A 26,366-nucleotide genomic window follows, 5' to 3' on the forward strand; every position below is an offset into this window, starting at 1 on the left:
AAAGAATAAAAGCTGTTTCGTTGAATGTATGAATATCTGAATGTGTTATACTACTTTTACATGTGAAAGTACTGATATATCTATTCTATCATATATTTTTTCAAGATATCACCAATTAATAGAAGATTGTTAATTTTCTTATAGAATGTAAATATAGTCTCCTGAACAGTACAAAAAAATTTTAAAAGGGTAGACATGTCAATTATGTAAGCGTTTGAGGATAATTTCACAAAAAATATGAAAATCTTTATAAAAAACTATTTATTCAAGGTAGAATTAATGATATATTAAAAACGATTCGAGAAAACGTTTCATTGAAAAAGGTTTGCACAATTCAGTTGTCTGACATCGTACGTGTTACCTTTTTTTAAATGTAAGCGCTTTTCGATGATATTTTTTTAAAACTTGTGTCATAATAATGGCAGCGATGTCATTTCTTCCGTTTTTTTCTCGTTATTTGGTGGAATAGCTGTATTAAGACGGAATAAGACACGAAAAACAATTAAATGATCAAGGGGGATCACAATCATGAAAAAGCGTTTTATGATGTTGGTGTCATCTGTTCTAGCTGCTGGTACATTATTAGCTGCTTGCGGTGAAGCAGAAGATGACGCAGACCAAACTCCAGTAGGTGGAGATGACGAAGTAACAGAAGAAACTGGAGACTTCTCTGCAAAGATGGTTACAGACACAGGCGGTGTTGATGATCGTTCGTTTAACGAATCAGCATGGGATGGTTTACAACAGTTTGAAGAAGACTATGATGTAGAAGTTGATTACATCCAGTCAAATGACGCTTCTGACTATATGCCAAACCTAAACCGTTTAGCTCGTGAAGGTACATCAATCTCTTTTGCAATTGGTTTCTTAATGGAAGATGACATTCGTACTGTTGCTGAACAAAACCCAGAGCAACACTTTGCAATCGTTGATACTGTTGTAGAAGGTGCAGATGGAAGTTTAGTTCCTAACATTGCGAATATCACATTTGCAGAGCACGAAGGTTCTTTCTTAGTAGGAGTTGTTGCAGCAATGCAAACTGAAACTGACCATGTTGGTTTCATTGGCGGTGTTGAAAGTCCACTAATTAAAAAGTTTGAGAACGGTTTTAAAGCTGGCGTGAAAACAGTAAACCCAGATATCGAAATTTCTGTACAATATGCACAAGACTTTAACGATGCTTCTCGTGGTCAACAAATTGCAGATACATTGTACGGAAATGGTGCAGATGTGATTTATCATGCTGCAGGTGGTACTGGTAACGGTTTATTTACAGAAGCTATTGACCGTGCACGTGGTGGCGAAAACGTATGGGTTATCGGTGTTGACCAAGACCAGCATGCACAAGGTGAGTACTCTGACGGTAACGTAACATTAACTTCTATGGTTAAACGTGTAGACCAAGCTGTATACCAAGTTGCTGAGCAAACGATGAACGGCGACTACCCTGGTGGAGAAATTCTAGAGTTTGGTTTAGAAGAGCAAGGTGTTGGTATTGCTGAAACAACAGATAACGTATCTGAAGAAGCATTAGAAGCAGTAGAAGATTATATCGAACAAATTATGAATGGGGATATCGACGTACCTGAAACAGATGATGCGTACGACGACTTCCTTGGTTCACTATAAGTGAGCATGTTCCTTTTATTATAAGATATTAACAAAGGCTAGTGCTTCACTAGCCTTTGTTAATGATTTTCGTTAGGAGTGTTTACATTGGAATACGTAATCGAGATGAATAACATAAGAAAAGAATTTCCCGGTATCGTTGCCAATGACAATATCACACTTCAGGTAGAACAAGGTGAAATTCATGCATTGTTAGGTGAAAATGGAGCAGGAAAATCTACGTTGATGAATGTCTTGTTTGGTTTGTACCAACCTGAAAAAGGTGAAATTAAAGTGCGCGACGAGAAAGTTGAGATCACCGATCCGAATGTAGCAAATGATCTTGGGATTGGTATGGTTCACCAACACTTTATGCTCGTAGATACATTTACTGTTACTGAAAATATTGTATTAGGTAGTGAACCGACTAAAGGAATGAATATTGATTTACGAAAAGCGGAAAAAGATGTAGCAGAGATATCTGATCGTTATGGGTTAAGAGTAGATCCGAAAGCGAAAATTCAAGACATTTCTGTAGGGATGCAGCAACGTGTAGAAATTTTAAAAACACTTTATCGTGGTGCTGACATTTTAATCTTTGATGAACCAACAGCTGCACTTACACCGCCAGAGATTAAAGAATTAATTCAAATAATGAAGAACCTTATAAAAGAAGGGAAATCCATTATTTTAATTACTCATAAATTAAAAGAAATCATGGCAGTGTGTGACAAATGTACAGTTATTCGTCGAGGAAAAGGTATTGGAACGGTTGATGTTGCTGATACAGACGAGGACAAGCTTGCCTCAATGATGGTAGGTAGAGAGGTAAGTTTTGAAGTTGAAAAAGATGAAGCCAAGCCTGGTGATACAGTTCTATCCATTGACGATTTAGTAGTGGAAGACACTCGAGGCGTAAGCGTTGTCAATAAATTGAATCTAGAAGCAAAAGCTGGTGAAATCTTAGGTGTTGCAGGTGTTGATGGTAATGGACAAACAGAATTAATTGAAGCAATAACAGGTTTACGCGTTCCTAAAAGTGGTTCAATTTCTGTCAGTGGACAAGACATCACCAACTATAAACCGAGGAAAGTAACAGAATCTGGTGTTGGCCATATCCCTCAAGACCGTCATAAACACGGCTTAGTTCTTGACTTTACAATTGGTGAAAATATCCTTTTACAGACGTATTATCAAAAACCTTATTCAAGCAATACGGTTTTAAATTATACGAAAATGTATGAGAAAGCGAAGTCATTGATTGAAGAATACGATGTGCGTACTCCTAACGAAAAAACATTAGCACGTGCACTGTCAGGTGGTAACCAACAAAAAGCGATTATTGCACGTGAAGTTGACCGCTCTCCTGATTTGCTTATTGCTGCACAACCTACACGAGGTTTAGATGTTGGGGCAATAGAGTTTATTCACAGTAAACTCGTCGAAGAAAGAGATAAAGGACGTGCCGTATTACTTATATCTTTAGAGCTTGAAGAAGTATTAAATGTTAGTGATCGTATTGCTGTCATTTATGAAGGTGAAATTGTTGAAATTGTTAATGCATCAGAGACTGATGAGCAACAATTAGGTCTTCTAATGGCTGGTGGTAAACAGGAAGTTGGTGAGACATCGTGACTGATAAACAAAAAGCGAGTAGAGACATATTAATCAAAATGGCTATTCCACTTATTGCTATTTTCTTCGGCTTTTTAGCCGGTGCGATTATCATGCTGATAAGTGGAAATAATCCAATTGCGGGTTATTCAGCATTAATCTCTGGTGTCTTCGGAGACATTTATTTCTTCGGTGAAACATTACAACGAATGACGCCATTGATCTTCTCTGGTTTAGCTGTTGCCTTTGCTTTTAGAACCGGCTTATTAAACATCGGGGTTGAAGGTCAGTTAATTGTTGGATGGTTAGCAGCTGTTTATGTCGGTATTGTTATTGATGCACCAATGATCATTCACTTACCATTAGCGATTTTAGCTGGTGCATTAGCTGGTGCATTATGGGGATTTGTTCCGGGACTTTTAAAAGCAAGATTTGAAGTACACGAAGTAATCGTCACGATTATGATGAACTACATTGCACTTCATGTAAGTAACTCGATTATTCGTGGAAACTTACTTGAATCAGGTCAGCGTACAGCGTTTATTAATGATGGAGCATCTCTATCTTCTGATTTATTTGCTGATTTGACGAACTTCTCTAGATTACATTGGGGATTCTTTATTGGTATTGTTGCATGTATATTAATGTGGTTCCTACTTTGGAAAACAACAAGAGGGTTTGAACTACGTTCAGTAGGATATAATAAGCATGCTTCTTCATACGCTGGTATGAATGTAAACATGAACATTATTTTATCCATGTCTATATCAGGTGCATTTGCTGGTGTAGGTGGGGCGATGGTAGGTTTAGGAACGTATCAATACGCATATATCCTATCCTCATTTACAAACTTAGGGTTTGATGGAATCGCCGTTGCATTATTAGGTGCCAGCACGTCAATTGGTATATTCTTATCAGCATTCTTATTTGCGGGTTTAAAAGAAGGTGCGAACAACATGCAGGCAGTTGGTGTTGCACCTGAACTTGTCGAGATTATTATTGCGTTAATTATTTTCTTTGTAGCTTCAAGCTATTTAATTCGCTTGATTATGAGCAAGATGCAAAAGAAGGAGGAGAAATAAATGGACATTTTACAGATTTTATATACAATTGTTCCTGCAGCTTTGATTGCTGCAACTCCCCTTCTTTTAACAGCTTTAGGTGGACTTTTCAGTGAACGTTCAGGTGTCGTTAATATCGGACTTGAAGGCTTAATGGTTATCGGTGCATTTAGTGGAATATTGGCAACATTATGGTTTGAGACGTTAGGATTTGGGTATGCATCACCTTGGGTTGCATTAATTGTTGCGATGATTATTGGAGCACTGTTCTCATTGTTCCATGCGGTTGCTTCGATCACATTCAAAGCAGACCAAATCGTAAGTGGTGTTGCACTTAACTTTTTAGCTGTTGGACTTTCCATTTTTATTGTACGTGAGATTTTCCAACGCGGACAAACAGATTATATTTCTGCTCGTATTTTCCGAATCAATGTTCCGTTTCTAAGTGATATTCCAATCATCGGGCCAATGTTTTTCAGCAGGATTTTTGTAACAACATACATTGCGCTTATTTTAGCTGTTGTCGTATGGTATATAGTATTTAAAACACCGTTCGGTTTACGTTTGCGCTCTGTTGGGGAACACCCAATGGCCGCTGATACGATGGGAATTAAAGTTATTCGCATGCGTTATATCGGAGTGATGTTAAGTGGTGCTTTTGCAGGTATGGGTGGTGCTGTATTTGCGATCACAACTGCAGGTAACTTTGCTGGTAATACAATCGTTGGTCAAGGGTTTATGGCATTAGCTGCTTTAATCTTTGGTAAATGGCACCCATTTGGTGCTATGGGAGCTGCGATATTCTTTGGATTTGCCCAAGCGTTAAGTATTTCTGCACAGCAAATTCCAGGGCTTGCGAACGTACCGCAAGTATGGATGCTCATCTTACCTTACGTATTAACAATTCTTGCGTTAGCAGGATTTGTTGGAAAAGCAAATCCTCCAAAAGCAATTGGTAAGCCATATGAAAAAGGAAGCCGTTAAAATGATTATCCAACCCTCTGTCTTGTTACAGAGGGTTTTTTCTTTTCGTATGCCATAGGACTTTTTTGTATGAAATGATGGATATACTTCTTTTTCCTAATGAGGTCTTTTATACTAATTTTATACTATGAGTATCGAGGTGACTTATGGCTCTTGAAATACCTCCTTTATACGATAAAAAAGTAACATGTCACATTTGTAACCATCGTTTTACTTCTAAGAAAGTGCGATCACGTTTCATACGGATGGAAGAAACTTGGAACGACTTTTACACCGTATATAAAGATCCGAAGTTTAATCCTGTTTTGTATGAAGTTTATGTTTGTAATAAATGTGGATATGCTTTTACTGACCATTTTCAGCAATTAACAAGGACCGTACATATTCAAACGTTTAAAGAAGAAGTTTCAGCGTATTGGAAAGAACAAGATTATTCAGATGAAAGAACATACGAACAGGCAACTCACGTGTTTAAGCTATCTATATTAGCTGCGATGAAGGTGAAACAACCACATGTCGTTATAGCAGGCCTATGCATGCGCTTAAGTTGGCTATATCGTTATTTGGGTGATGAACAGGAAGAAAGGTATTTGACTCAAGCAATGAATCAATATGAAAAATCGTTAATAAAAGGAGATTATATCGGTACAAGTATGTCAGAGTTGACGATCACATATCTAATCGGTGAAATTGCTCGGCAACTAGGTCATCATGAAAAAGCGATGAAATACTTTTCTGTCGTAATTGAACATAAAGAGCGACATATGGAACCGAAAATCGTGGAGAAAACACGAGAACAATGGTATCTGACCCGACAACAAAATAAAGAGTAGTCATAAATAGTAAGTAGTTCCGTTTAAAGGGAACAAATAGAAAATAACAGATCATTTTTGGAGATAATTCGCGCCTGAATTATCTCCTTTAACTTTTGTTGATATAAACCCATTTCATAATACACTTCCATATAATTGATGACAGCTTCAGAATTTGTTTTTTTAATTTTGATTTTGGTCGTAGTTGACATACACTTTGCTTTCCAAATTTATCTGAAGCTCATTGCTCCTGCGGTTACTCGTCGCAGCTCGAAGCAGTTCGAATAAGTAATGCTTGTTGTGCCTTCCTCTAACAGCTGATTCTTTGATGAGGATCCGTCGGCACAGCTCATAGCTTAGTTAGTGTAGTGACGTTCGTTGCTGTTCCCACAGGAACGAGCGTTGCTTCGCCGAGGTTACATCGATTTGTCTCGACGGACAGGACGTCCTAATACCAGGCATGTCACAGGACGTGACGCTTTGCCCGGTGAATGGATAAAGTATCAGAGCAAAGCTAGTAGAGGAAGAGATAACGTGTATTTCAACTGCTTCTTGCATTTAATACTTGTTTATTTGTATCTAAAGAAAACATTTTTTATAACATAAGCTTTTACATCCGTATTCGATTGCCGATTTAAGCGGCTGCTTGACAATTTACTACGTTTATAAAACTAGTAACGTTTGGGCAGGGAGGTACACCTTTTTTCATGCTTTCAAATCCATGGAATAAGACCCCAGATTTGTGAAATTAATCATATAAATGTTTTTCGGTTGTTTTCATACAAAATAACGTATTAATTAGCACCCTTTTTAAAAGAGTAATTAATATTAATTAGTAAGGTGTTATTTCAAATGATATTTTAGTTCTCATTTTTATCATTTTAAAGAGAAAATCATTGATGAACTTGGCTACATTCGCATTGGATTTATACCTCGACGAAGTGACAGGCGGCGAATTGATATAAGGATATCCGTCAAAAATCCGAAGACTCCAGCGGGAAAAGCTATAGGCGAAGATCCAACAGGGCTATAGCCCTGTTTAGCTGAGGCATTGCCCGCGGAAAGCGAAGGAATTTTTGAACGGATATTCATGGGCTCCAACAAACATAGTGTGTTTTATGTTGCAATTGTGCCTAGAGGTGAAAGCGTCCGTCTGAAGTGAAGTTCACGCTCACATTTTGAATTTCCCATCTTATTTTGAGTTATGAAATTGATTCACTTACATAATTAGAAGCTGCAGTTCACTCTTGGTGATTGCAGCTTTTGATTTTGGAGAATATAAAAAGTAAACAAACAGGGGCAAAGGTTGTTTAATAATTCATGTCATTCGATTATAATTTGACTAGCAAGCTCAGCTTGTCATGAAAGGGTGAAGCAAATGAGTCAATTAGATATGTCAAAATTCGAAAAGAAAGTCGTGATTCGAAATATACGTGAAGATGATATAGAAAAGATTATTGAATTAGGGAAACGCTGCTTTCCAAAAATGGAACCATGGAAAAAAGATCAGTTGAAAAGTCACTTAGACATTTTTCCAGAAGGGCAGTTCTGTGTGGAACTAGAAGGTGAGATCATTGGTTCGTGTTCAAGTTTAATCATTAACTTTGATGAATATGATGATCAGCATACGTGGGATGAGATTACGGACGAAGGATACATTACAAACCATGATCCAGAAGGCTATAATATGTATGGGATTGAGGTGGCTGTAGATCCTGAGTATCGTCGTATGAAAATTGGCAAGCGTTTGTACGAAGCACGGAAAGACTTAGCAAGAAAATTAAATTTAAAGAGTATTATTATTGGTGGACGCATTCCTAACTATAATAAATATGCAGATACAATGACACCGAGGGAGTATGCAGAATCTGTGATGCAACATAGTGTCTATGATCCTGTTTTAACGTTTCAAGTGATGAATGGATTTACGCTAAAACGTGTAAATAAAAACTATTTAGTAGACGATCAAGCATCAATGAGATATGCGACGTTAATGGAATGGAACAATGTTGATTATCAACCGACGACAAAACGTCATTTCAAAACGTCATTTCCTGTGCGGATTTGTGCGATCCAATATATGATGAAAACGATTAATTCATTTGAAGAGTTTGCGAACCAATGTGAGTATTATGCAGATGTAGGTGCAAGCTATCGATCTGACTTTGTTGTTTTCCCAGAAATTTTTACAACACAGTTACTTTCGTTTATCGAAGAAAAAAGTGCAAGTAAGGCAATACGTCGACTGACAGAATTTACAGAGGACTATATTAACTTATTTACAGATTTAGCAATTAAATATAATGTAAATATTATTGGTGGATCGCATTTCGTGGAAGAGGAAGGGAAAATTTACAATATTGCTTACTTGTTTCGCCGTGATGGAACGATCGAAAAACAATATAAACTCCATATCACTCCGAATGAGAAAAAGTTTTGGGGAATTCAAGGTGGCGATAAAGTAGAGGTTTTTGATACAGATTGTGGGAAAATTGCAATCCAAATTTGTTACGATATTCAGTTCCCAGAGCTCTCAAGAATTGCTACTGAAAAAGGAGCAAACATCATTTTTTCGCCGTTCTGTACGGATGAACGACAAGGGTATTTACGCGTTCGCTATTGCGCCCAAGCACGTGCGATTGAAAATCAAGTGTATACGATGATTGCAGGGACAGTTGGAAACTTAACGCAAGTTGAAAATATGGATATTCAATATGCACAATCAGGCATCTTTACACCTTCTGACTTCGAATTTCCCCGTGATGGTATCGTTGGGGAGTGTAACCCAAATATCGAAACGGTTGTTGTAGGTGATGTGGATTTGGAGATTTTACGACGTGCCCGAAAAAGCGGCAGTGTAACACAATGGAGAGACCGTCGGAAAGAGTTATTTGAGATTAATTACGATTGTTAAAGATAGAAGGGGCAATGAGCCCTCATCTTTGATTGGAGAATATCGGAGGGAAGAAATGTGTTCTCAAACGCTAAAATGTTACCAGCTATTCGTGACTTGAAAGATCTAGATAAGGTCGTTAAAACGGAATATGAATATATCGTTTTGTTAAACTCACATATTGGTCAGCTAAAAAGTATTATTAGAATGCTTCATGGGAATGGAAAAAAAGTTTTATTACACGCTGACTTAGTTCAAGGTTTAAAAAGTGACGAATATGCTGCACAATTTTTATGCAGAGATATTCGTCCTGATGGTTTGATTTCAACGAGGAAAAATGTGTTATTAACAGCTAAAAAGTCAAATCTAATTACTGTACAGCGTTTGTTTTTACTTGATTCCATTGCACTTGAATCAAGTTATAACATGATTGAGGCAATTCAGCCTGATTGTATTGAAGTTCTTCCTGGAATTATTCCACATATTATAAAAGAAATCGATGAAAAGACGAATCTGCCAATTATTGCAGGTGGCTTAATTCGAACAAGAAATGAGGTGAATGCTGCAGTTGAGGCAGGAGCAACAGCAATTACGACTTCAAATAAAGATCTTTGGTAGTAGATAGTAATAAGTGTAACGTTAAATAACACAGTGAAAAACATAATCTGTGGGAACTATAGAGCTTATCGGATAATACCTAGTGAGACAACTAGGTATTTTTTTGTTTTTTTATCTTTAATAGATGAAGGGATGTCACCTTTATAGGCGAATTAGTAGGTACGGTGTATGAATACTTTAGTAAAAGTGTTGTTGGAAGTTAAATTAGCGAATAAGGCCATTAATAAGCACACATAAGGAGCTTTAAAGGGAGGGGAACAATGAATCATACGAACTATATCTTATCATTAGATCAAGGCACTACGAGTTCAAGAGCGATTATATTTAATCATGAAGGAGAAATTGTCCAGACTGCACAGCAAGAGTTTACTCAAATTTTTCCAAAAACAGGCTGGGTAGAACATAATGCAAATGAGATTTGGTCATCCATTTTATCTGTAATCGCAGAATGCTTAAATAAGGCTGAAGTAAAGGCTAGTGAGATCGCTTCAATTGGTATTACAAACCAACGAGAAACAACCGTCGTATGGGATAAAGATACTGGGAAGCCGATATACAATGCGATTGTCTGGCAGTCAAGACAAACGGATGAAATCTGCGAAGAGCTAAGAAGGAAGAACTACAATGACTTATTTCGTCAAAAAACTGGGTTATTAATTGATGCTTATTTTTCTGGCACAAAGGTAAAGTGGATTCTTGACAATGTTGAAGGAGCAAGAGAAAAAGCAGAAGAAGGAAAGCTATTGTTTGGGACAGTGGATACGTGGCTTATTTGGAAACTGTCTGGAGGAAAAGTACACGTAACAGATTACACAAATGCGTCTCGTACGTTAATGTATAATATTCATGAATTAAAATGGGATGATGAGTTGCTGGATATTCTCAATGTACCTAAGTCCATGCTTCCAGAAGTTCGACCATCATCCGAAATTTATGGAAAAACAATTGACTACCATTTCTTTGGAGAGGAAGTACCAATCGCAGGGGCTGCTGGTGATCAGCAAGCTGCATTATTCGGTCAAGCGTGTTACGAAAAAGGTATGGCAAAAAACACATATGGTACTGGTTGCTTTATGTTAATGAATACTGGTGAGGAAGCTGTTCAATCGAAACATGGCTTATTAACGACAATTGCATGGGGCTTAGATGGAAAGGTTGAATATGCTCTTGAAGGAAGTATTTTCGTTGCAGGATCTGCCGTTCAATGGTTACGAGATGGATTACGAATGATAAAGTCCGCTTCTGAAACAGAAAGATATGCTGAGAATGTTCCATCAACAGATGGTGTATACGTGGTACCAGCATTTGTCGGTTTAGGAACGCCGTATTGGGACAGTGAAGTTCGTGGTGCAATTTTTGGCCTAACTCGTGGTACAGAAAAAGAGCACTTCATTCGTGCAACGGTTGAATCGTTAGCTTACCAAACGAAAGATGTTGTTGAAGCGATGGAAGCCGATTCAAGCATAGAATTGAAGAAACTGCGTGTTGACGGTGGCGCAGTTGCGAACAATTTTTTAATGCAATTTCAAGCAGATGTGTTGAATGTACCTGTTGAACGCCCAGTTGTACATGAAACGACAGCATTAGGTGCTGCATATTTGGCAGGACTGGCTGTAGGGTTTTGGTACGGGAAAGACGAAATTGCTAAACAATGGAAAATTAATCATACGTTTGAATCGAAAATGCCAAAAGAAAAAAGAGAACAATTATATCGTGGATGGAAAAAAGCAGTTGAAGCAACAACCTATTTTAAATAATATAGATGGATGATCTATACAATAAAAGTAGGGTTATGGTAAAATATTGATAAGTTAATAAAGAACGGTCTGGAGATATGGAGAGACCACAACACTCAAATGACATAGGGAGTCGTATACCCTTTTCAATGAGTAGTTGTGGTCTCTTTTTGTATATTTCATAGTCTATAAGAGTGAAAGAATATTGATGGGATCGAACTTACTTGTATAGATATAAATGTAGGAAAGGGCGATATCTCCGGTCGTCATACGAAAGGATGAACATCATGGCAAAACCATTTTCAGCAATTCAGCGTAGTGTGTATTTAGAGAAAATGAGCTCTAAGGAGTTAGATTTACTAGTCGTTGGTGGAGGAATCACTGGATCGGGTATTGCATTAGATGCATCTGTAAGAGGGATGTCCACAGGGTTAGTGGAAATGCAAGACTTTGCTGCCGGTACGTCTAGTCGTTCGACAAAACTTGTTCATGGCGGACTTCGTTACTTAAAACAAATGGAGTTCAAGCTTGTCGCAGAAGTAGGAAAGGAAAGAGCCATAGTCTATGAAAATGCGCCACATGTGACATCACCAGAATGGATGCTCCTACCAATTATTAAAGGAGGAACATTCGGCAAGACCGCAACATCACTTGGGTTGAAAGTATACGACACGTTAGCAGGAGTAAAGCGAAATGAGCGTCGTTATATGCTGAACCGTAAAGAAACGTTACAAAAAGAACCACTTTTAAAAAAAGAAGGGCTAAAAGGTGGCGGCATCTATGTTGAGTACAAAACAGATGATGCAAGACTTACGTTAGAAATTTTAAAAGAAGCTGTTCATCGTGGAACGTTAACAACTAACTATACGAAAGCTGAATCATTAGTGTATGAAAATGGGAAAGTTGTCGGTGTAAACGTACGTGACCTTTTATCTAACAAAGTATATGAGATACGTGCAAAGAAAGTTGTTAATGCGGCAGGTCCATGGGTTGATGAGCTTCGTGAAAAAGATCGTTCCAAGCAAGGGAAAACATTATATTTAACAAAAGGTGTTCATCTTGTTATTGACCAATCTCGTTTTCCACTAAAGCAAGCTGTTTATTTTGATACAGTAGATGGCGACCGGATGGTATTTGCAATCCCACGTGATGGGAAAACGTATATTGGAACAACTGATACACATTACAAAGCAGATATTGCTTCACCGAGAATGACGCAAGCAGACCTTGATTATATTTTACAAGCAGCAAACGATATGTTCCCTTCACTGAACTTAACAGAAGACGATGTGGAGTCAAGTTGGGCTGGCCTTAGACCGTTAATTCATGAAGAAGGAAAAAGTGCATCGGAAATTTCGCGTAAAGATGAAATCTTTACTTCTGAATCAGGACTTTTATCGATTGCAGGTGGAAAACTAACAGGATATAGAAAAATGGCAGAACGAATTGTAGATATCGTCGCAAACGACCTCGGTGTGAAAAAGAAGAAGTGTGAGACAGCTAATGTTGTATTGTCCGGTGGAGATGTCGGAGGCTCTGCGAAGTTAGAAGAATTTATAAAAGCAATGACTAAGCAAGGGGTAAAATTAGGGTTAACAGAGTTTGAAGCGAATAAATTAACGAAATTATATGGTTCAAACGTAACGAGAGTTTATGAAATAATCGAAACGACTGGTTTAGAAGCCGAGCAATACGGCTTACCACAAAGTGTTTATGCACCACTGATATACGGGATTGAAGAAGAGATGGTAGCAACACCACTGGACTATTTTAATCGAAGAACAGGAGCATTGTTTTTTAATATTGATTGGGTAAAAGAACATAAGAAAGCAGTCATTGATTATATGAAAAACCGATTTAAATGGTCAATAGAAGAAAGGCAAAGCCATGAAAAAGTATTAGACGTAGAAATACAATATTGTATGTATCCAAAAGAGAAAGTAGAGAAAGATATGAAGGTTCTCGTATAAGTAGAAAGTACTTATAGCTTAAATAAAACATGAATTAACACTCACTTACAAAACACTTGGCATAGCCCAGGTGTTTTTTTAAGTAAAATTTACCCCTTCTAATATATAAAAATTGTTTAATTTGGAAATTTCAAATAAAACAACTGTTTTTTCTTATTCCACAAAAATATTTCAAAATAAGGTTGTTTAGAGAGTGTTTTTATAAAAAGTTTTGAATAAATAAGCTGAAAACTATTGATTTCTGTCAAGTTTTACATATAATAGAAATATACTTCCAAGATTTCTAACGAACTAGATTTGTTTTATTTATATAAAAGATACATTGAAGGAGAAACGAGTGAGGTTTATGGGTACCCAAGCATTATTAAAAAAGCAAATGGAAACAAAGCGCTCTATGATGATTGAAGCCGCAACAAAAAAAGGTTTCACATCAGATGAAACTGTACAATACAGTCAAGAACTCGATCAATTAATGAACCTATACCGCCGTTTAACGGAAAAAAGTTATCGATCGAATACATATGAAGATGATATGTTAAGTTATATGAATTAATATTAAAAAAAGCCGTCTCAAATCGTTTTACCGATTAGAGGCGGCTTTTTATATTAACTAGCTTTCTTAACACGTTTAATTTTCACACGTAAATGTTTAGGAATTCTAGTAGATAAATAAACACCAAACAATACGAATACCCCGCCAAACAACTGGTGATATGTAAAAGTTTCATTTAAAAATAGAATGGATAGGATGGTCGTAAAAACAGGGACTAAATTAAAAAAGATGGAAGCTTTTGCCGGACCAACTTCACGAACACCGCGATACCAAGCTAATAAAGCTAATGAAGACGGGAAAACACCAATATAAATGATTCCTAAAAGCGCTTTCCAACTTGTTAGCTTAGGTAGGCCAACTGTCATCCATTCTATGATTGCAATTGGAAATAAAAAGATCACACCTATAATCATTGTCATAACGAGTCCTGCGGTATTCGGGAATTTATGGCTATGCTGTTTTATAATAATCGAGTACAAGGCCCAAAAGACAATCCCAATAAGCATAATGATGTCACCAATGTTAAAAGCCAGCGATAGTAACGTCTCTATTGACCCTTGAGTAATGATCCAAATTATTCCTCCAAAAGATAAAATAATGCCAAACGTTTGAACTTTTGTTAATGTTTCCTTTAAAAATAGAAATCCTAATATGGCAGCAACTGCAGGAGTTAGCGCATCGACAATTGCTGCATTAATGGAGCTCGTAAAATTCACGGCTAAATAAAGACAGCCATTAAAAAGAACGATTCCTGTAATTGAAAGTCCAAGTAATGGTTTCCATTCTTTTTTCCATAGTGAATGATTAAGCATGACCGTTTTATAACAAAACGGTAGTAAAAATAGGGCGGCTGAAAGGAAACGAAACAGCGCTAATGTAAATGGAGGAATTGTACCTTGTAATGCTTTTCCGACGATGAAATTACCTGAAAAAAATAACATTGCTGCAGTAATGATGATATATGGATGAATTCTCAGAAAATCACCTCCAACGTAGATGAGTATAACATGAAGTGATTTTGAATTTCGCATAAAAAAAGATTGCCGGTGATTTTATCGCCAGCAACCTTGTTCAACGCTTTATTTCACTTCATTCATTAAATGATGGATACCTACTGTTTCCTCAACAGGTAAGACAAAGGCAATTCCTTTTCCTGGTTCATTTATATGCACATACTCTTCTAATGCATTTAACACATCATTTGTTAAAGATCTTTTAATAAGTGTAAGTACAACATCTTTTTCTGGTTCGATTTGAATTGAGAGTAACTTTGCTTTTTCGTGAATACCGCTGCCACGACCGTTTAGAACGGTTCCTCCTTCAGCACCTCCTTTTTTTGAAGCATCAATGACTTTTCCGGATTCTCCTTTATTAACAATTGTTATAATAAGGTCAAAACCGCGATGGTTATGATCATCAGTCATATCTTCCAAATCCTCCTTTGAACTTTCTTCCTCTTTTTTGTGAGCAATTCCAAATGTTCTCCTCACATCGATAACAAATCCTATACCTTGACCAGGCTTATTTAACTTTGCTGTATGAGTAATCTCGTTAATTACATCAGGAAGGAGGTCCTCATGGACAAGGTTTAAGATTAATTCTTTTTCATATATGGTATCAATCCCGAAAGTTTTCTCTTTTTCATGAATCCCGACACCTGAGCCGATCATGACGGTGCCACCTTCAACACCAACATCTTTCGCTGCTTTCATGATTTTTTTGGCTTTGCCTTTTTTGACGATTGTGACTAATAATTTTTGTTGTAATCGTTTAGGAGTCATTTTCTAGCCGCTCCTTTCTTGTGAAGATCATTCCTAAAATTAATACGGATAATATTGGTGTTAATGCGACCAGTGCAATCATGCCAAACCCATCCATTAGTGGATCTCTACCTTCAATAACGGTAGCTAAACCGACTGCTATAGCCATAATGAACGTAACTGTCATTGGTCCGGTAGCAACTCCTCCAGCATCGAAGGCAATCGATATAAACCGATCCTTTGAGATGAACAATAGAATGATAGCTAACGCATAACCCGGTATAATAAAATACCATAATGGTATTCCTAGTAAAATTCTGACCATAGATAGTGCAATTGATACAGCAACGCCAATAGATAATGTAATTAACATCACCGTACTTGATATTGAACCTGCGGTTACTTTTTCTACTTCATGGTTTAATATTCGTACAGCTGGTTCAGCGAACGTTGCAACAAAACCAAAAAGGAAGCCTAACAAAGGTAATAATATTAGTGTATTCTCTCTTTCTCCTAGAAGTTCGCCAATCTCAGTTCCAGCAGGGTAGAACCCTACTTCAACTCCTTGTAAAAATAAAGCAAGTCCAGCGAAAGTGAATAATAAGCCTACAACTATATTTTTGATTTTTTCTTTATCTAATTTTAAAAAGAAAAATTGAAAGATAACAAAAAAGACGAGTAACGGCAAAATGGCCATCGTTACTTCTAAGAGGACGTGGTCAAATCCTTTAAACAGCTCAGCAATCATCCGTATATCACCCCTAAAATCATGACAGATAATATCGGTCCGATCGATGCTAAGGCTACGAGGCCAAATCCGTCACTTGTAGACGATTTTCCTCTTAATACAGATGAGACACCGACACCGAGAGCTAGAATAAATGGTACTGTCATCGGTCCTGTAGTTACCCCTCCAGCGTCAAAAGAGATCGGAATAAAACTACTAGGTGTAAAGCTTGCTAGGACGAATACGAGGCCATATCCAACTAAAAGAATGTACTTTAAAGGAATACCAAATAATGTCCTTGCCATTGCCATTGCAACAAATATGCCTACACCTAAAGCAACCGCATAGACAAGAACCGTATTTGAAATCTCACCACCGGAAACTTGGTCAACTTGGAAGGCCAGTACTCGAACATCGGGTTCTGCAATCGTGACAACCATTCCTAGTACAAAACCTACACCAATAATTAGAAGAGGCTTCTTAATTTTTGGTAGTGTGGATCCTATCATTTCTCCAATAGGAAGTAAGCCAATATGCACACCTACTAAGAATAAAAAAAGACCGAGCCCTACCATAACAACCCCAGCTAGAAAGCGGATGAATGTATCTGTGGGCATCCCGATGATTGTAAATTGTAAAATTATAATAACGGAAGACATTGGTAGAATAGCAAACGTAACTTCTTTTAATTGGTCTAAAATGTTTTTCATCTTTTAGCTCCTTTCTTATGTAATTACAATTTATTACCTTTTCCCGAAGTCTTTCAGATAAAAACGTTTGCCTTTCATATATTTTATCAAATTTTACCAAGACAAGTTACAAAAATGCATTCTCATGAGTATAATGATAAAAAAAGAAAGCGGTGATACATTGGCCATCTTCTACCTTTGTAAGCAGTGTAATGGTGTTGGCAAGGTTGACAAGAAGGTTTGGTTTGTTACGATGAAGATTTCATGCCGCTTTTGTGACGGGAAAGGAAGAAAGAGATATAAAAAGGAAAGGATAGTCTAAAACCTGCTTTATTTATAGAGCAGGATTTTTGTATTTCTTAAACCTTTGTTAAAGCCAGTTGCCTCTTCCTCTACAAGCATCGCTTCGTTGTTAGTTGGAGGTAGCGCGTAGATGACTCGTGAAGTTGGTACTTGTGCTGGAGTCGCCGGATATCCCTCGCATCACTACAACGACATCAACAACACATTTCTATAACAACACTAGACTTTAACAAAACTAAACAAAAAAGACCTCTTTCAAGAGGTCTTTTATTACAAGTTATTCTAATAGATCCCATCCGGTAGATAGTTCAATATCAGGGTTACGGTCTTGGAACATGCGCAGAGCGAAATCATTTTCAAACAGAATGACGGAACGCCCGTGCTGATCTTTTACGAGCATTTTTCTGCTGTCAGTCATTTTGTCAGTCACTTCGCCTTTTGTTACCCAGCGGGCAAGCTCATGTGTCATATGTTGAAATTCAATGTCGGAGTTATATTCGTTTTTCATTCGATATTCGAACACTTGGAATTGCAGTTCCCCGACAGCACCAATAATATAGTCTTCAAAGTAAGGCGTTTTGTAAAGTTGGATTGTACCTTCTTGAACGAGTTGAGACATTCCTTTATGGAACTGTTTATGCTTAAGAGCGTTTTTCGCTGTTACTTTTGCAAATTTCTCAGGTGGGAACTGTGGCATTTCTTCATAAACAAGTCGCTCATTGCCTGTGACGAGTGTATCACCGACTTCAAAGTTTCCAGAGTCATATATCCCGATAATATCTCCTGCCATTGCTGTATCCACATTTTCTCTGTCAGAGGCAAAAAATGAATGAGATTGACTTAACTTCATTTTCTTCCCTGTACGTGAAAGCATAATTTCCATGCCACGTTCAAACTTCCCAGAACAAACGCGTAAAAACGCAATACGGTCACGGTGATTCGGGTTCATGTTTGCTTGGATTTTGAAAATAAATCCTGTGAATTGGTCACTTTCAGGATCAATGTATTCCCCAGATGCTTTACGTGGCTGCGGTTCGGCAGCCAGTTTAACGAATTGGTCAAGGAAAGACTGAACGCCGAAACTAGAGAGTGCACTTCCGAAAAATACAGGTGTTAATGTACCATTTTGCACTTTCTCCATTGTGAATTCATTACCGGCTTCTTCTAAAAGCATAATATCTTCTTCTAGTTTTTCCTTTTCGTAACTTTCAAGAACTGTTTGATCACTGTATGGGACAATTTCACGTTCGTGAGAGTCATTGAACACTTCAATTTTTTCATCTGGAATGCTGTAGATTCCTTTTAATGTTTTTCCCATACCAATTGGCCAGTTCATCGGGTACGTTTCCATTTCAAGTACTTCTTCAATTTCGGATAGTAGGTCAAGTGGTTCCTTACCTTCACGATCCAGCTTGTTAATAAACGTTAAAATCGGAATACCGCGCATACGACAAACTTTAAAGAGCTTTAACGTTTGTGCTTCGATCCCTTTTACGCTGTCGATGACCATTACAGCTGTATCTACGGCTGTTAGTGTACGATACGTATCTTCACTGAAGTCTTGGTGACCTGGTGTATCTAAAATATTAATTTGAACGTCATTATAAATAAGTTGCATCACACTTGATGTAACAGAAATTCCACGTTGCTTTTCAATTTCCATCCAGTCAGATGTAGCGAACTTCCCGGATTTTTTTCCTTTGACTGTTCCGGCACTGCGAATCCCGCCCCCAAGAAATAATACTTTTTCTGTTAAGGTTGTTTTACCTGCGTCTGGGTGGGAGATGATCGCAAATGTTCGTCTTGGTTTTTCATTAGACATGTACATAACCCTTTCTTTTCAAGTTCAATAGCTCCAATTCTCAATTATAAACAAAAATCGTAAAAGTATCACGGGAATTTGAAAATTATTTCATCATGTTGGTCTATTTACCGGAAAAATAAACATTACTACTATATTTAAACAACCTATGTAAAGGGTATATATATACGATAGAAGTATTGGTTTTTTGAAAGGAGAAGATATAATGTTTTCTTCAGACCGTATGTGGTATTGGCTAATGAGTGGAATTTTTTTCATTGTTTCAGCTACAACAATAATATCTATTTGGACTAATGGTGAACGAGAGTGGGGGTTTCCAACCCATGTTTTTGTCATTGGTTTATTCTTTTCTGTTGGAGCATTTTTTGTATGGAGAAAAGGGAAAGAGAGCTATCCCTATGCTTATTTGTTGCTGTTATGTGCACTTTATGCGTTTGTGATCGTCTTTTTTACGATGATTCGCACGACCTCAGGATAAAAATGTAGATCTTCAGACAAAAATTGAATATGAAAATATTGTAGGATAAGGCATCCGCCCACTCACAATCAAGGCATTTGCATATGATGAAATTGACCACATGGGAAAAGGGGGATGACATAATGTCACACAAACAACCTTGTCCGACTCCAGGATATGGAGACACGTTCATTTTAATCTTAGTGCTCTTCATCTTGCTAGTGATTATCGGCGCAACGTATATGTATTAATAATTAAAAGCAGCCACCACGGCTGCTTTTAATTATATTTACTCTAAAAAGTGCGGATCTTGTTTTGTTACTTTCATATAGGATCCTTGATTTTAACTTTTATGATGACGACGAGCGTCGGACAAAATAAAGCATGAAAAAGGACAATATAATGATCGATATTACCCAGTATAGTGCTAACTCTGTTTTTCCCATCTCAACAGCTACATAAATCGCTGTTGGAACTGTTTGCGTTCTACCAGGGATATTTCCAGCAAACATCATTGTCGCACCGAATTCCCCTAAGGCACGCGCAGCTCCAAGAACAATACCGACTAGTAAAACATTTTTAGAAAGCGGGAGTGTTACATAACGAAAAACTTGTAATGAGTTCCCTCCAAGTACTTTCGCAACTTCTTCAAGTTCCCGGTCGACTTGTTCAAAGCCTGCTTTTAACGTTTGATACATTAAGGGGAATGCAACAACAGTGGCGGCAATGACAGCGGCCCAAAATGAAAAGACGATCGAATCGTGGAAAATTCGTTCATACATTTGCCCGATAGCACTGTTTCGACCAAACATATATAACAAACCGAAACCAATGACAGTAGGAGGGAGTACAAGTGGTAACATGAAGATCGTCTCAACGATGTTCTTCCCTCTAAAGTGTTTTCGTTTCATCATGCCAGCTGCAGCAACTGCGACTGTAAAAGCGAGTAGACTTGCGATAAACGTAACTTGTATAGAAATATAAATTGGAGTTAAAAATTCTGTATACATCTTTAATCACTCATTTAAGGAATAGTTGTAAAGCCATGGTTTTGAAAAATATTAAGTGAATCTTCACTTTGTAACCAATCATAGAAATGGGTTGATTCTTGTACATTTTTAGATTCTTGTAATAAGGCAATAGGATAAATGATTGCAGGATATAAGCTTTGATCAACTGGGAGGTAACGGATATTTACTGAAGAGTGAATCGCTTCTGTTTCATAAACAATTCCCGCATCAACATTGTTTGTTTCAGTATACGTAAGAGCTTGTCTTACATCATTTGTGAAAACGAGTTGGTTTTCTATTTCTTCCCATATTTCAGCATTCATTAAAGCAGTCATTGCATATCGGCCAGCAGGTACAAGCTCTGGTTGGCCAATTGCAATGCTTTGAAAGTCGGTTAAGTCATCAATATTTTTGATGGAAGTATTACTGTCTGATAAGGCAATAACAAGCTGATTTAGCAAAAGGTTCGTTCGTTTATTTAATTCATCTTTTTCTTCAAGTTCATCCATGTGTGCGGTGGATGCTGAGAGGAAAACATCTGCTGGAGCGCCTTGTAGGATTTGATGACGAAGTCTACCAGAAGATCCATAAGTAACAACTAACTCAACATCAGGGTGGGCTTCTTCATAAACTTGTTTAATATCTGCCATCACATTAGAAAGGCTAGCTGCAGCAAGTACATATATTTTATTGTCATCGTTATAAATCGCGCACCCAGATAAAATAAGGGTGAATAGAGTTATTATTAGAAGCTTATACATCAGAGAATCCTCCCTTAACAACATAAATAACTTTCAAAATGTCGTTAAGCATATATTTATACATATTGTATAAGAAATTGTCGGTAAATAGGGAACAAATTTTTGTATAAGTCGTGAAATATAAACAAAACTTGGCTTGTCGCCAAACTTTAGAAAGGAACTTCGGTTATAGTCGATCACGTCCTGTGATCAACAGTAAAAAAACATTCGAAGAAACAAGCCTCCGAATGCTTTTTAACTCAGTATATATATTCTGCAGGTGTGTAAAAACGGGTGAAATATGCACCAAGCAAGCTAAGGATGGTTGCACCAGACCAAAAAATCACCCCATATTGAGAGAAACCAAGTAAACCGACAATGACATAAAAAATCGGAATCAATAAGAAACAAATCGGAGTTAAAAAGGCCTTCATCATTTTATCACCTCACTTGTTCATATCTAATTGTTTTTTCTATAAGTACAGTGAAAACGTTTTAATCATTATAAATAAGTATATTCTTGTTGAGCGAACGAATTCCTGCTTATAAGTTTTTAAGGACTATAATTATCTTCTATCTTGTCACTTATTATTATTCATATTATGTTTAATGAACACGAACTTAAACTTGCTCATGTGTATAAAAATGAATGGTTAGTAATATAGGCGTTAACTGATCGTCACTTCTTTTCATTTATTTATAGTTTCTCTCATACAATGAGATAAGACATTGGCAGGGAGGGAAAACCGATGGAAAGGGACGACCAAGCGATTACTAAGGCGATTGATGAAATCACTGAAATTGCTGAAGGGTTCGGGCTTGATTTTTACCCAATGCGTTATGAGATCTGTCCGGCAGACATTATTTATACGTTTGGTGCTTATGGTATGCCAACGAGGTTTTCACATTGGAGCTTTGGTAAACAGTTTCATAAGATGAAATTGCAATATGACTTAGGATTAAGTAAGATTTACGAGCTCGTTATTAACTCTGACCCTTGTTATGCATTTTTACTAGACACGAACTCGTTAATTCAAAATAAGTTAATTATTGCTCATGTGCTTGCGCATTGTGACTTCTTCAAAAATAATGTTCGTTTTTCAAACACAAGGCGAGATATGGTTGAGAGTATGACAGCGACTGCTGAAAGGATCGCACATTATGAATTAGTTCATGGTAAAGAAGAGGTAGAAACGTTTTTAGATGCTGTATTAGCAATCCAAGAACATATTGACCCTAGCCTAGTTAGACCAAAGTTAAGTTGGACGAAAGAAGATGTGTATTTTGAAGAAGATGATGATTATCCGCAAGTAAGTAGTGATTATGATGACTTATGGGGGATTGATGATTCCGATAAAAAAGAAAAGCCTATAAAGAGGAAAAAGAAAAAGAAGTTGCCGCCACAACCTGAGAAAGATATTTTATTGTTTATTGAAGAATACAGTCGTGAGTTGGAAGATTGGCAGCGGGATATTTTGACGATGATGCGTGAGGAAATGCTATATTTTTGGCCACAGCTTGAAACAAAGATTATGAACGAAGGCTGGGCATCTTATTGGCATCAACGGATTCTACGTGAAATGAACTTAACAGCTGAGGAATCGGTTGAGTTTGCGAAGCTGAATGCAGGAGTCGTGCAACCGTCAAAAACACAAATTAATCCGTATTATCTAGGGTTGAAAATATTCGAAGATATTGAAGAGCGTTATAACAAACCAACAGATGACATGAAAGCGAAGCAAGGTGTGAAACCAAACAGTGGCAGAGAAAAAATCTTTGAAGTACGAGAAATTGAATCAGATATATCATTTATCCGAAATTATTTAACAAAAGATCTCGTTTTACGTGAAGATATGTATTTGTTCCAGAAAAAAGGTCGTGATTATAAAGTTGTCGATAAAGAATGGGAGCAAGTTCGTGACCAACTAATATCAAGTCGTGTGAACGGCGGGTTTCCATATATTGTAGTAAAGGATGGCGACCATTTGAAAAACGGTGAATTGCTCTTGTCACATGAGTATGAAGGGATTGAATTAGATACCCAATACCTAGAAAAAACGTTGCCATATGTCTATCAGCTATGGGGCCGCCCAGTTCACATTGAAACAGTGCTCGCTGAAAGAAACATTGTATTTACGTACGATGGTAGAAAAATTCATAAAAGATATAAGTAAATAAAAAGAGGATGACTCATAAGTGCCTGGCTTCTCCATCCTATTGCAAGATATAGATCATTAAGTTCTATTTTTATCTTGTTATGGCGGTGCCTGGCACTTTGCTTTTGAGTGATCCTCTTTTATAATTTTAACCCTGTTCGACTTCGGAATCGTCGCAATAATATATGGCTTTCTACTCGTGTAATTCCTTCTAATGCGTATAGTTCTTCGTTTATAAAGTGTTCTAGTTTTATAAAATCTTCAACAAGAACATGCATATGTAATGTACTTGGACCGGTCATTTGATAACAGCTGGCAACTTTCGGGTTACTAGCGAGTGATTCGGCCACTTGAACGAGTGAACTTGGTTCACAATCGACTTCAAAAAAAGCAGAAACTCCTTTACCAACTTTTTCTGAATTAATAACGACAGTAAATTTTTCTATAACACCGTTTTCCGTTAATTGATTAACTCTTTCTCGGACGGAAACACGGGATAAATTTAATTCCTTTCCAATATCTACGTATGACATTCTTCCATTTTCCATTAACAGTTCTAAAATCTTTCTGTCTGTCTCATCAATCTTCATCCCTTTCACCACCTCCCTAATATCGATCACTCTAAGAACATTATAAGTGTATTTGTAGTATCTTTCTTTAAGAGTTTTCCTTATCAACAGAAGAGTTAATTTTCGGAAATTTAAGATACCTTGTCTATATGATTATAACATGTCATTTATATTGGTGGTACGAAGTGTAGATGAAAATAATAGATTATGGCGACTTATGTTGATTAAGTGGAAAAGTGGGAGATTTAGAAGGAAATTGTTGAAAGGGCTGCAAGACAGCCCTTTTGATCAATGATCATTCACTTATGAAGTAGTTTCTACTTTTGAGAATGCTTTTTTTAATTGGTAGATCGTTTGCATTAAAAAAAGAAGAAGAAATTAAAATAAAAAAGTGTCATGTTTTTTATATTGACAATGGTAAAAGCGAAGAGTAAATTATCATATATAAATTCATACATAAAACAGTGAAGGTGCGAATCCTTTTTTATACTATGGAACAATGCACATATCCTAGTGATTTGTTTAATTATCAAGGAGATGAATCTATGGCTAAAGGTAAACAGTTCGTTGTAATCGGACTTGGAAGGTTCGGTGGCAGTGTTTGTAAAGAGTTGATTTCTCAAGGTCACGAAGTACTTGTGATTGATTCCCAAGAAGATAAAGTAAATGAATTTGCAAATGTTGCAACACATGCCGTTGTTGCTAACGCGACAGATGAAGCGATGCTTCGCTCGTTAGGTATACGAAACTTTGATCATGTTGTCGTAGCAATTGGTGATAATATTCAAGCAAGTATATTAACTACTCTTTTATTAAAAGAATTAGGAATAGAAAATGTTTGGGTGAAAGCAAAGAATGACTATCACCATAAAGTACTAGAAAAAATTGGTGCCGATCAGGTCGTTCATCCAGAAAATGATATGGGAAGACGTATCGCACAGCAAATGGCAGATGAAAAAGTCATCGACTTTATCGAGCTTTCAGATGAATATAGTATTGTCGAATTAATTGCTTCATCTAAACTTGAAGGGAAAACATTAATTGACCTTGATATCCGGGCAAAATATGGGATTACGATTTTAGCAATTAAACAAGGTGAGGAAATTAATATTTCACCTGAACCTGATTATAAAATTGTAAAAGGCGATTTGCTTATCGTTATTGGTCATAACAAAGACATCAAGCGATTTGAAGATCTAGCGATGTAGTAAATAAAGAAAAGAAAAATAATAAAACACAGTGACTCGGTTTACTAGTCGCTATCACTGTGATTTTGTTGTTTTCATTAACCTTTATTTATATCAATATGTTTGTCACGAATCGTTGGCAACGTGTTGTGAATATATGGGGGAGCAGGACTAAGGTCAGGAGCTGGACCAAATGCAGGCGGTGGTGAAACGTAATTGAAGTGACTTAAACCATCCATACTTCTTCCTCTTGCCCATCTTCCTCGTTTACTTTCTTCACCTTCTGATAAATTGTAGAAGTCGTATGCTACATCTTGTTTTTCTAATTCACGTGGGAAAGTACTCGGTACAACAATGTTTTCTTGTGCTTCAAGTTCAGCGATGGCTGCTTTCCACATATTTTGATGCATCGTATCTCGAGCAATTAAAAATGATAACATATCTTTTACACTAGGGTCTGTCGTTGTTTCGTAAAGTCGAACAGCTTGTAGGCGTCCTTGAGATTCGGCGTTTAAATTAGCACGGAAATCAGCTAAAAGATTGCCACTAGCGATGATATAATCTGCTGTCCAACTGTTGCCGTTACTATCAGCAGGCATAGCCCCTAGTCCTGAAACGATTGCGTGTTGTGGATTCATTCCTCCTAATATAGCTCCTACGACAGGATTTTGTGCAGCAATTTCCTGGTCTCCAACGGGTGCCTTATCCAGAAGACGAGCAATCATTGTGGCGAGCATCTCTACATGGGCTAATTCTTCTGTACCAACATCCATCAGTAAGTCACGATACTTTTCATCTCCACGGAAGTTCCAACCTTGAAATAAATATTGCAATGACACGGAAATTTCTCCAAATTGGCCGCCTAAAATTTCTTGAAGCTGTCTAGCAAACATCGGATCAGGTCTAGATGGACGAGCTTCATATTGCAACTCCTTGATATGATAAAACATACTATCCCCTCCATTATAAACACTCTATATTTAGTCTATTTTCCAAATACTTGTCACAGACCAATGTTTGTAATTGGAAATCAAAACCAGGTGCCTGGCACCTGGTTAAAAATGGTATTTATAAAAATTGCTGATTTTTTTATGATT

Annotated in this window: 24 protein-coding genes; 14 read left to right on the top strand and 10 right to left on the bottom strand. The window is 37.1% G+C overall.

What is annotated here, in order from left to right; genetic code table 11:
• Nucleotides 1-528: 528 nt before the first annotated feature.
• The 10 genes from LGQ02_RS05270 (at nt 529) to LGQ02_RS05315 (ending at nt 13,849) form a co-directional block, all read left to right on the top strand.
• Nucleotides 529-1,629, top strand: a complete 1,101-nt coding sequence (locus LGQ02_RS05270; RefSeq protein WP_226517160.1) for a BMP family lipoprotein — start codon at nt 529-531, stop codon at nt 1,627-1,629.
• An 87-nt stretch (nt 1,630-1,716) separates the two neighbouring features.
• Nucleotides 1,717-3,243: an ABC transporter ATP-binding protein gene (locus LGQ02_RS05275; protein WP_226517161.1), complete on the top strand. Its 1,527-nt coding sequence runs from the start codon at nt 1,717-1,719 to the stop codon at nt 3,241-3,243.
• Nucleotides 3,244-3,281: 38 nt separating this feature from the next.
• Nucleotides 3,282-4,304 carry an ABC transporter permease gene (locus LGQ02_RS05280; protein WP_226518228.1) on the top strand — a complete coding sequence of 341 codons (1,023 nt, stop codon included), beginning with the start codon at nt 3,282-3,284 and terminating at the stop codon, nt 4,302-4,304.
• Nucleotides 4,305-5,267: an ABC transporter permease gene (locus LGQ02_RS05285; protein WP_226517162.1), complete on the top strand. Its 963-nt coding sequence runs from the start codon at nt 4,305-4,307 to the stop codon at nt 5,265-5,267.
• A 146-nt stretch (nt 5,268-5,413) separates the two neighbouring features.
• Entirely contained in the window at nt 5,414-6,100 is a 687-nt protein-coding gene (locus LGQ02_RS05290; protein ID WP_226517163.1) for a DUF2225 domain-containing protein, read from the top strand.
• Between the two features lie 1,357 nt (nt 6,101-7,457).
• Nucleotides 7,458-8,993: a GNAT family N-acetyltransferase gene (locus LGQ02_RS05295; RefSeq protein ID WP_226517164.1), complete on the top strand. Its 1,536-nt coding sequence runs from the start codon at nt 7,458-7,460 to the stop codon at nt 8,991-8,993.
• Nucleotides 8,994-9,068: 75 nt separating this feature from the next.
• Entirely contained in the window at nt 9,069-9,590 is a 522-nt protein-coding gene (locus tag LGQ02_RS05300) for a glycerol-3-phosphate responsive antiterminator (RefSeq protein ID WP_226518229.1), read from the top strand.
• 260 nt (nt 9,591-9,850) lie between these two features.
• Nucleotides 9,851-11,347 carry a glycerol kinase GlpK gene (glpK, locus tag LGQ02_RS05305; RefSeq protein ID WP_226517165.1) on the top strand — a complete coding sequence of 499 codons (1,497 nt, stop codon included), beginning with the start codon at nt 9,851-9,853 and terminating at the stop codon, nt 11,345-11,347.
• Nucleotides 11,348-11,613: 266 nt separating this feature from the next.
• On the top strand, nt 11,614-13,296 hold the full coding sequence (locus LGQ02_RS05310; protein ID WP_319003514.1) for a glycerol-3-phosphate dehydrogenase/oxidase: 1,683 nt from the start codon (nt 11,614-11,616) through the stop codon (nt 13,294-13,296).
• A 346-nt stretch (nt 13,297-13,642) separates the two neighbouring features.
• Nucleotides 13,643-13,849 carry an aspartyl-phosphate phosphatase Spo0E family protein gene (locus LGQ02_RS05315; protein WP_226518230.1) on the top strand — a complete coding sequence of 69 codons (207 nt, stop codon included), beginning with the start codon at nt 13,643-13,645 and terminating at the stop codon, nt 13,847-13,849.
• Nucleotides 13,850-13,902: 53 nt separating this feature from the next.
• On the opposite strand, the gene LGQ02_RS05320 is transcribed toward LGQ02_RS05315, so the two are convergent.
• The 5 genes from LGQ02_RS05320 to LGQ02_RS05340 form a co-directional block, all read right to left on the bottom strand.
• Complete coding sequence (locus LGQ02_RS05320) at nt 13,903-14,880, bottom strand: DMT family transporter (protein ID WP_226517167.1); 978 nt, start codon at nt 14,878-14,880, stop codon at nt 13,903-13,905.
• A 48-nt stretch (nt 14,881-14,928) separates the two neighbouring features.
• The gene (locus LGQ02_RS05325; RefSeq protein WP_226517168.1) at nt 14,929-15,630 is read right to left on the bottom strand and encodes a P-II family nitrogen regulator; all 702 of its coding nucleotides are present in this window, start codon (nt 15,628-15,630) and stop codon (nt 14,929-14,931) included.
• Entirely contained in the window at nt 15,620-16,357 is a 738-nt protein-coding gene (locus tag LGQ02_RS05330; protein WP_226517169.1) for a DUF1538 domain-containing protein, read from the bottom strand. The genes LGQ02_RS05325 and LGQ02_RS05330 overlap by 11 nt, the downstream gene beginning before the upstream one ends.
• Nucleotides 16,354-17,046: a DUF1538 domain-containing protein gene (locus LGQ02_RS05335; RefSeq protein WP_226517170.1), complete on the bottom strand. Its 693-nt coding sequence runs from the start codon at nt 17,044-17,046 to the stop codon at nt 16,354-16,356. Before LGQ02_RS05335 ends, LGQ02_RS05330 begins: the two co-directional genes overlap by 4 nt.
• 559 nt (nt 17,047-17,605) lie before the next feature.
• Nucleotides 17,606-19,150: a peptide chain release factor 3 gene (locus tag LGQ02_RS05340; RefSeq protein WP_226517171.1), complete on the bottom strand. Its 1,545-nt coding sequence runs from the start codon at nt 19,148-19,150 to the stop codon at nt 17,606-17,608.
• 205 nt (nt 19,151-19,355) lie between these two features.
• Between LGQ02_RS05340 and LGQ02_RS05345 the strand changes: the two genes are divergently transcribed.
• Together LGQ02_RS05345 and LGQ02_RS05350 are read left to right on the top strand one after the other, a co-directional pair.
• Nucleotides 19,356-19,628, top strand: a complete 273-nt coding sequence (locus tag LGQ02_RS05345) for a hypothetical protein (protein WP_226517172.1) — start codon at nt 19,356-19,358, stop codon at nt 19,626-19,628.
• Between the two features lie 122 nt (nt 19,629-19,750).
• Nucleotides 19,751-19,858: a YjcZ family sporulation protein gene (locus tag LGQ02_RS05350; protein ID WP_226517173.1), complete on the top strand. Its 108-nt coding sequence runs from the start codon at nt 19,751-19,753 to the stop codon at nt 19,856-19,858.
• Nucleotides 19,859-19,957: 99 nt separating this feature from the next.
• Here LGQ02_RS05350 and modB read toward each other — a convergent pair whose 3' ends face one another.
• The 3 genes from modB to LGQ02_RS05365 all read right to left on the bottom strand — a co-directional run bounded on the left by modB (nt 19,958) and on the right by LGQ02_RS05365 (nt 21,794).
• Nucleotides 19,958-20,617 carry a molybdate ABC transporter permease subunit gene (gene modB / locus LGQ02_RS05355; RefSeq protein ID WP_226517174.1) on the bottom strand — a complete coding sequence of 220 codons (660 nt, stop codon included), beginning with the start codon at nt 20,615-20,617 and terminating at the stop codon, nt 19,958-19,960.
• 14 nt (nt 20,618-20,631) lie between these two features.
• Nucleotides 20,632-21,378, bottom strand: a complete 747-nt coding sequence (gene modA / locus LGQ02_RS05360) for a molybdate ABC transporter substrate-binding protein (RefSeq protein ID WP_226517175.1) — start codon at nt 21,376-21,378, stop codon at nt 20,632-20,634.
• A gap of 239 nt (nt 21,379-21,617) precedes the next feature.
• Nucleotides 21,618-21,794, bottom strand: a complete 177-nt coding sequence (locus LGQ02_RS05365; RefSeq protein WP_226517176.1) for a hypothetical protein — start codon at nt 21,792-21,794, stop codon at nt 21,618-21,620.
• 312 nt (nt 21,795-22,106) lie between these two features.
• Between LGQ02_RS05365 and LGQ02_RS05370 the strand changes: the two genes are divergently transcribed.
• Nucleotides 22,107-23,531: a SpoVR family protein gene (locus LGQ02_RS05370; protein WP_226517177.1), complete on the top strand. Its 1,425-nt coding sequence runs from the start codon at nt 22,107-22,109 to the stop codon at nt 23,529-23,531.
• Between the two features lie 122 nt (nt 23,532-23,653).
• Here the strand turns inward: LGQ02_RS05370 and LGQ02_RS05375 are convergent, their stop codons facing one another.
• Nucleotides 23,654-24,103 carry an Lrp/AsnC family transcriptional regulator gene (locus LGQ02_RS05375; protein ID WP_226517178.1) on the bottom strand — a complete coding sequence of 150 codons (450 nt, stop codon included), beginning with the start codon at nt 24,101-24,103 and terminating at the stop codon, nt 23,654-23,656.
• A 524-nt stretch (nt 24,104-24,627) separates the two neighbouring features.
• Here LGQ02_RS05375 and LGQ02_RS05380 point away from each other — a divergent pair.
• Nucleotides 24,628-25,290: a potassium channel family protein gene (locus tag LGQ02_RS05380; RefSeq protein ID WP_226517179.1), complete on the top strand. Its 663-nt coding sequence runs from the start codon at nt 24,628-24,630 to the stop codon at nt 25,288-25,290.
• Nucleotides 25,291-25,367: 77 nt separating this feature from the next.
• Here the strand turns inward: LGQ02_RS05380 and LGQ02_RS05385 are convergent, their stop codons facing one another.
• Nucleotides 25,368-26,219 (bottom strand): manganese catalase, encoded by an 852-nt coding sequence (locus LGQ02_RS05385; protein ID WP_226517180.1) that lies wholly within the window; start codon nt 26,217-26,219, stop codon nt 25,368-25,370.
• Nucleotides 26,220-26,366 lie beyond the last annotated feature (147 nt).

Source organism: Bacillus shivajii (genome assembly GCF_020519665.1).
In the GTDB taxonomy this organism is placed as follows: Bacteria; Bacillota; Bacilli; order Bacillales; family Salisediminibacteriaceae; genus Bacillus_CA; species Bacillus_CA shivajii.

Bases quoted from the DNA above. Each gene is read 5' to 3' on its own strand.
- LGQ02_RS05380 (WP_226517179.1), top strand. From the start codon at position 24,628: ATGGCTAAAGGTAAACAGTTCGTTGTAATCGGACTTGGAAGGTTCGGT.
- LGQ02_RS05350 (WP_226517173.1), top strand. From the start codon at position 19,751: ATGTCACACAAACAACCTTGTCCGACTCCAGGATATGGAGACACGTTC.
- LGQ02_RS05320 (WP_226517167.1), bottom strand. From the start codon at position 14,880: ATGCGAAATTCAAAATCACTTCATGTTATACTCATCTACGTTGGAGGT.
- LGQ02_RS05375 (WP_226517178.1), bottom strand. From the start codon at position 24,103: ATGAAGATTGATGAGACAGACAGAAAGATTTTAGAACTGTTAATGGAA.
- modA (WP_226517175.1), bottom strand. From the start codon at position 21,378: ATGTATAAGCTTCTAATAATAACTCTATTCACCCTTATTTTATCTGGG.
- LGQ02_RS05310 (WP_319003514.1), top strand. From the start codon at position 11,614: ATGGCAAAACCATTTTCAGCAATTCAGCGTAGTGTGTATTTAGAGAAA.
- LGQ02_RS05295 (WP_226517164.1), top strand. From the start codon at position 7,458: ATGAGTCAATTAGATATGTCAAAATTCGAAAAGAAAGTCGTGATTCGA.
- LGQ02_RS05300 (WP_226518229.1), top strand. From the start codon at position 9,069: ATGTTACCAGCTATTCGTGACTTGAAAGATCTAGATAAGGTCGTTAAA.
- LGQ02_RS05330 (WP_226517169.1), bottom strand. From the start codon at position 16,357: ATGATTGCTGAGCTGTTTAAAGGATTTGACCACGTCCTCTTAGAAGTA.
- LGQ02_RS05345 (WP_226517172.1), top strand. From the start codon at position 19,356: ATGTTTTCTTCAGACCGTATGTGGTATTGGCTAATGAGTGGAATTTTT.
- LGQ02_RS05340 (WP_226517171.1), bottom strand. From the start codon at position 19,150: ATGTCTAATGAAAAACCAAGACGAACATTTGCGATCATCTCCCACCCA.
- LGQ02_RS05325 (WP_226517168.1), bottom strand. From the start codon at position 15,630: ATGACTCCTAAACGATTACAACAAAAATTATTAGTCACAATCGTCAAA.
- LGQ02_RS05365 (WP_226517176.1), bottom strand. From the start codon at position 21,794: ATGATGAAGGCCTTTTTAACTCCGATTTGTTTCTTATTGATTCCGATT.
- modB (WP_226517174.1), bottom strand. From the start codon at position 20,617: ATGTATACAGAATTTTTAACTCCAATTTATATTTCTATACAAGTTACG.
- LGQ02_RS05385 (WP_226517180.1), bottom strand. From the start codon at position 26,219: ATGTTTTATCATATCAAGGAGTTGCAATATGAAGCTCGTCCATCTAGA.
- LGQ02_RS05280 (WP_226518228.1), top strand. From the start codon at position 3,282: ATGGCTATTCCACTTATTGCTATTTTCTTCGGCTTTTTAGCCGGTGCG.
- LGQ02_RS05335 (WP_226517170.1), bottom strand. From the start codon at position 17,046: ATGAAAAACATTTTAGACCAATTAAAAGAAGTTACGTTTGCTATTCTA.
- glpK (WP_226517165.1), top strand. From the start codon at position 9,851: ATGAATCATACGAACTATATCTTATCATTAGATCAAGGCACTACGAGT.
- LGQ02_RS05315 (WP_226518230.1), top strand. From the start codon at position 13,643: ATGGGTACCCAAGCATTATTAAAAAAGCAAATGGAAACAAAGCGCTCT.
- LGQ02_RS05270 (WP_226517160.1), top strand. From the start codon at position 529: ATGAAAAAGCGTTTTATGATGTTGGTGTCATCTGTTCTAGCTGCTGGT.
- LGQ02_RS05285 (WP_226517162.1), top strand. From the start codon at position 4,305: ATGGACATTTTACAGATTTTATATACAATTGTTCCTGCAGCTTTGATT.
- LGQ02_RS05370 (WP_226517177.1), top strand. From the start codon at position 22,107: ATGGAAAGGGACGACCAAGCGATTACTAAGGCGATTGATGAAATCACT.
- LGQ02_RS05290 (WP_226517163.1), top strand. From the start codon at position 5,414: ATGGCTCTTGAAATACCTCCTTTATACGATAAAAAAGTAACATGTCAC.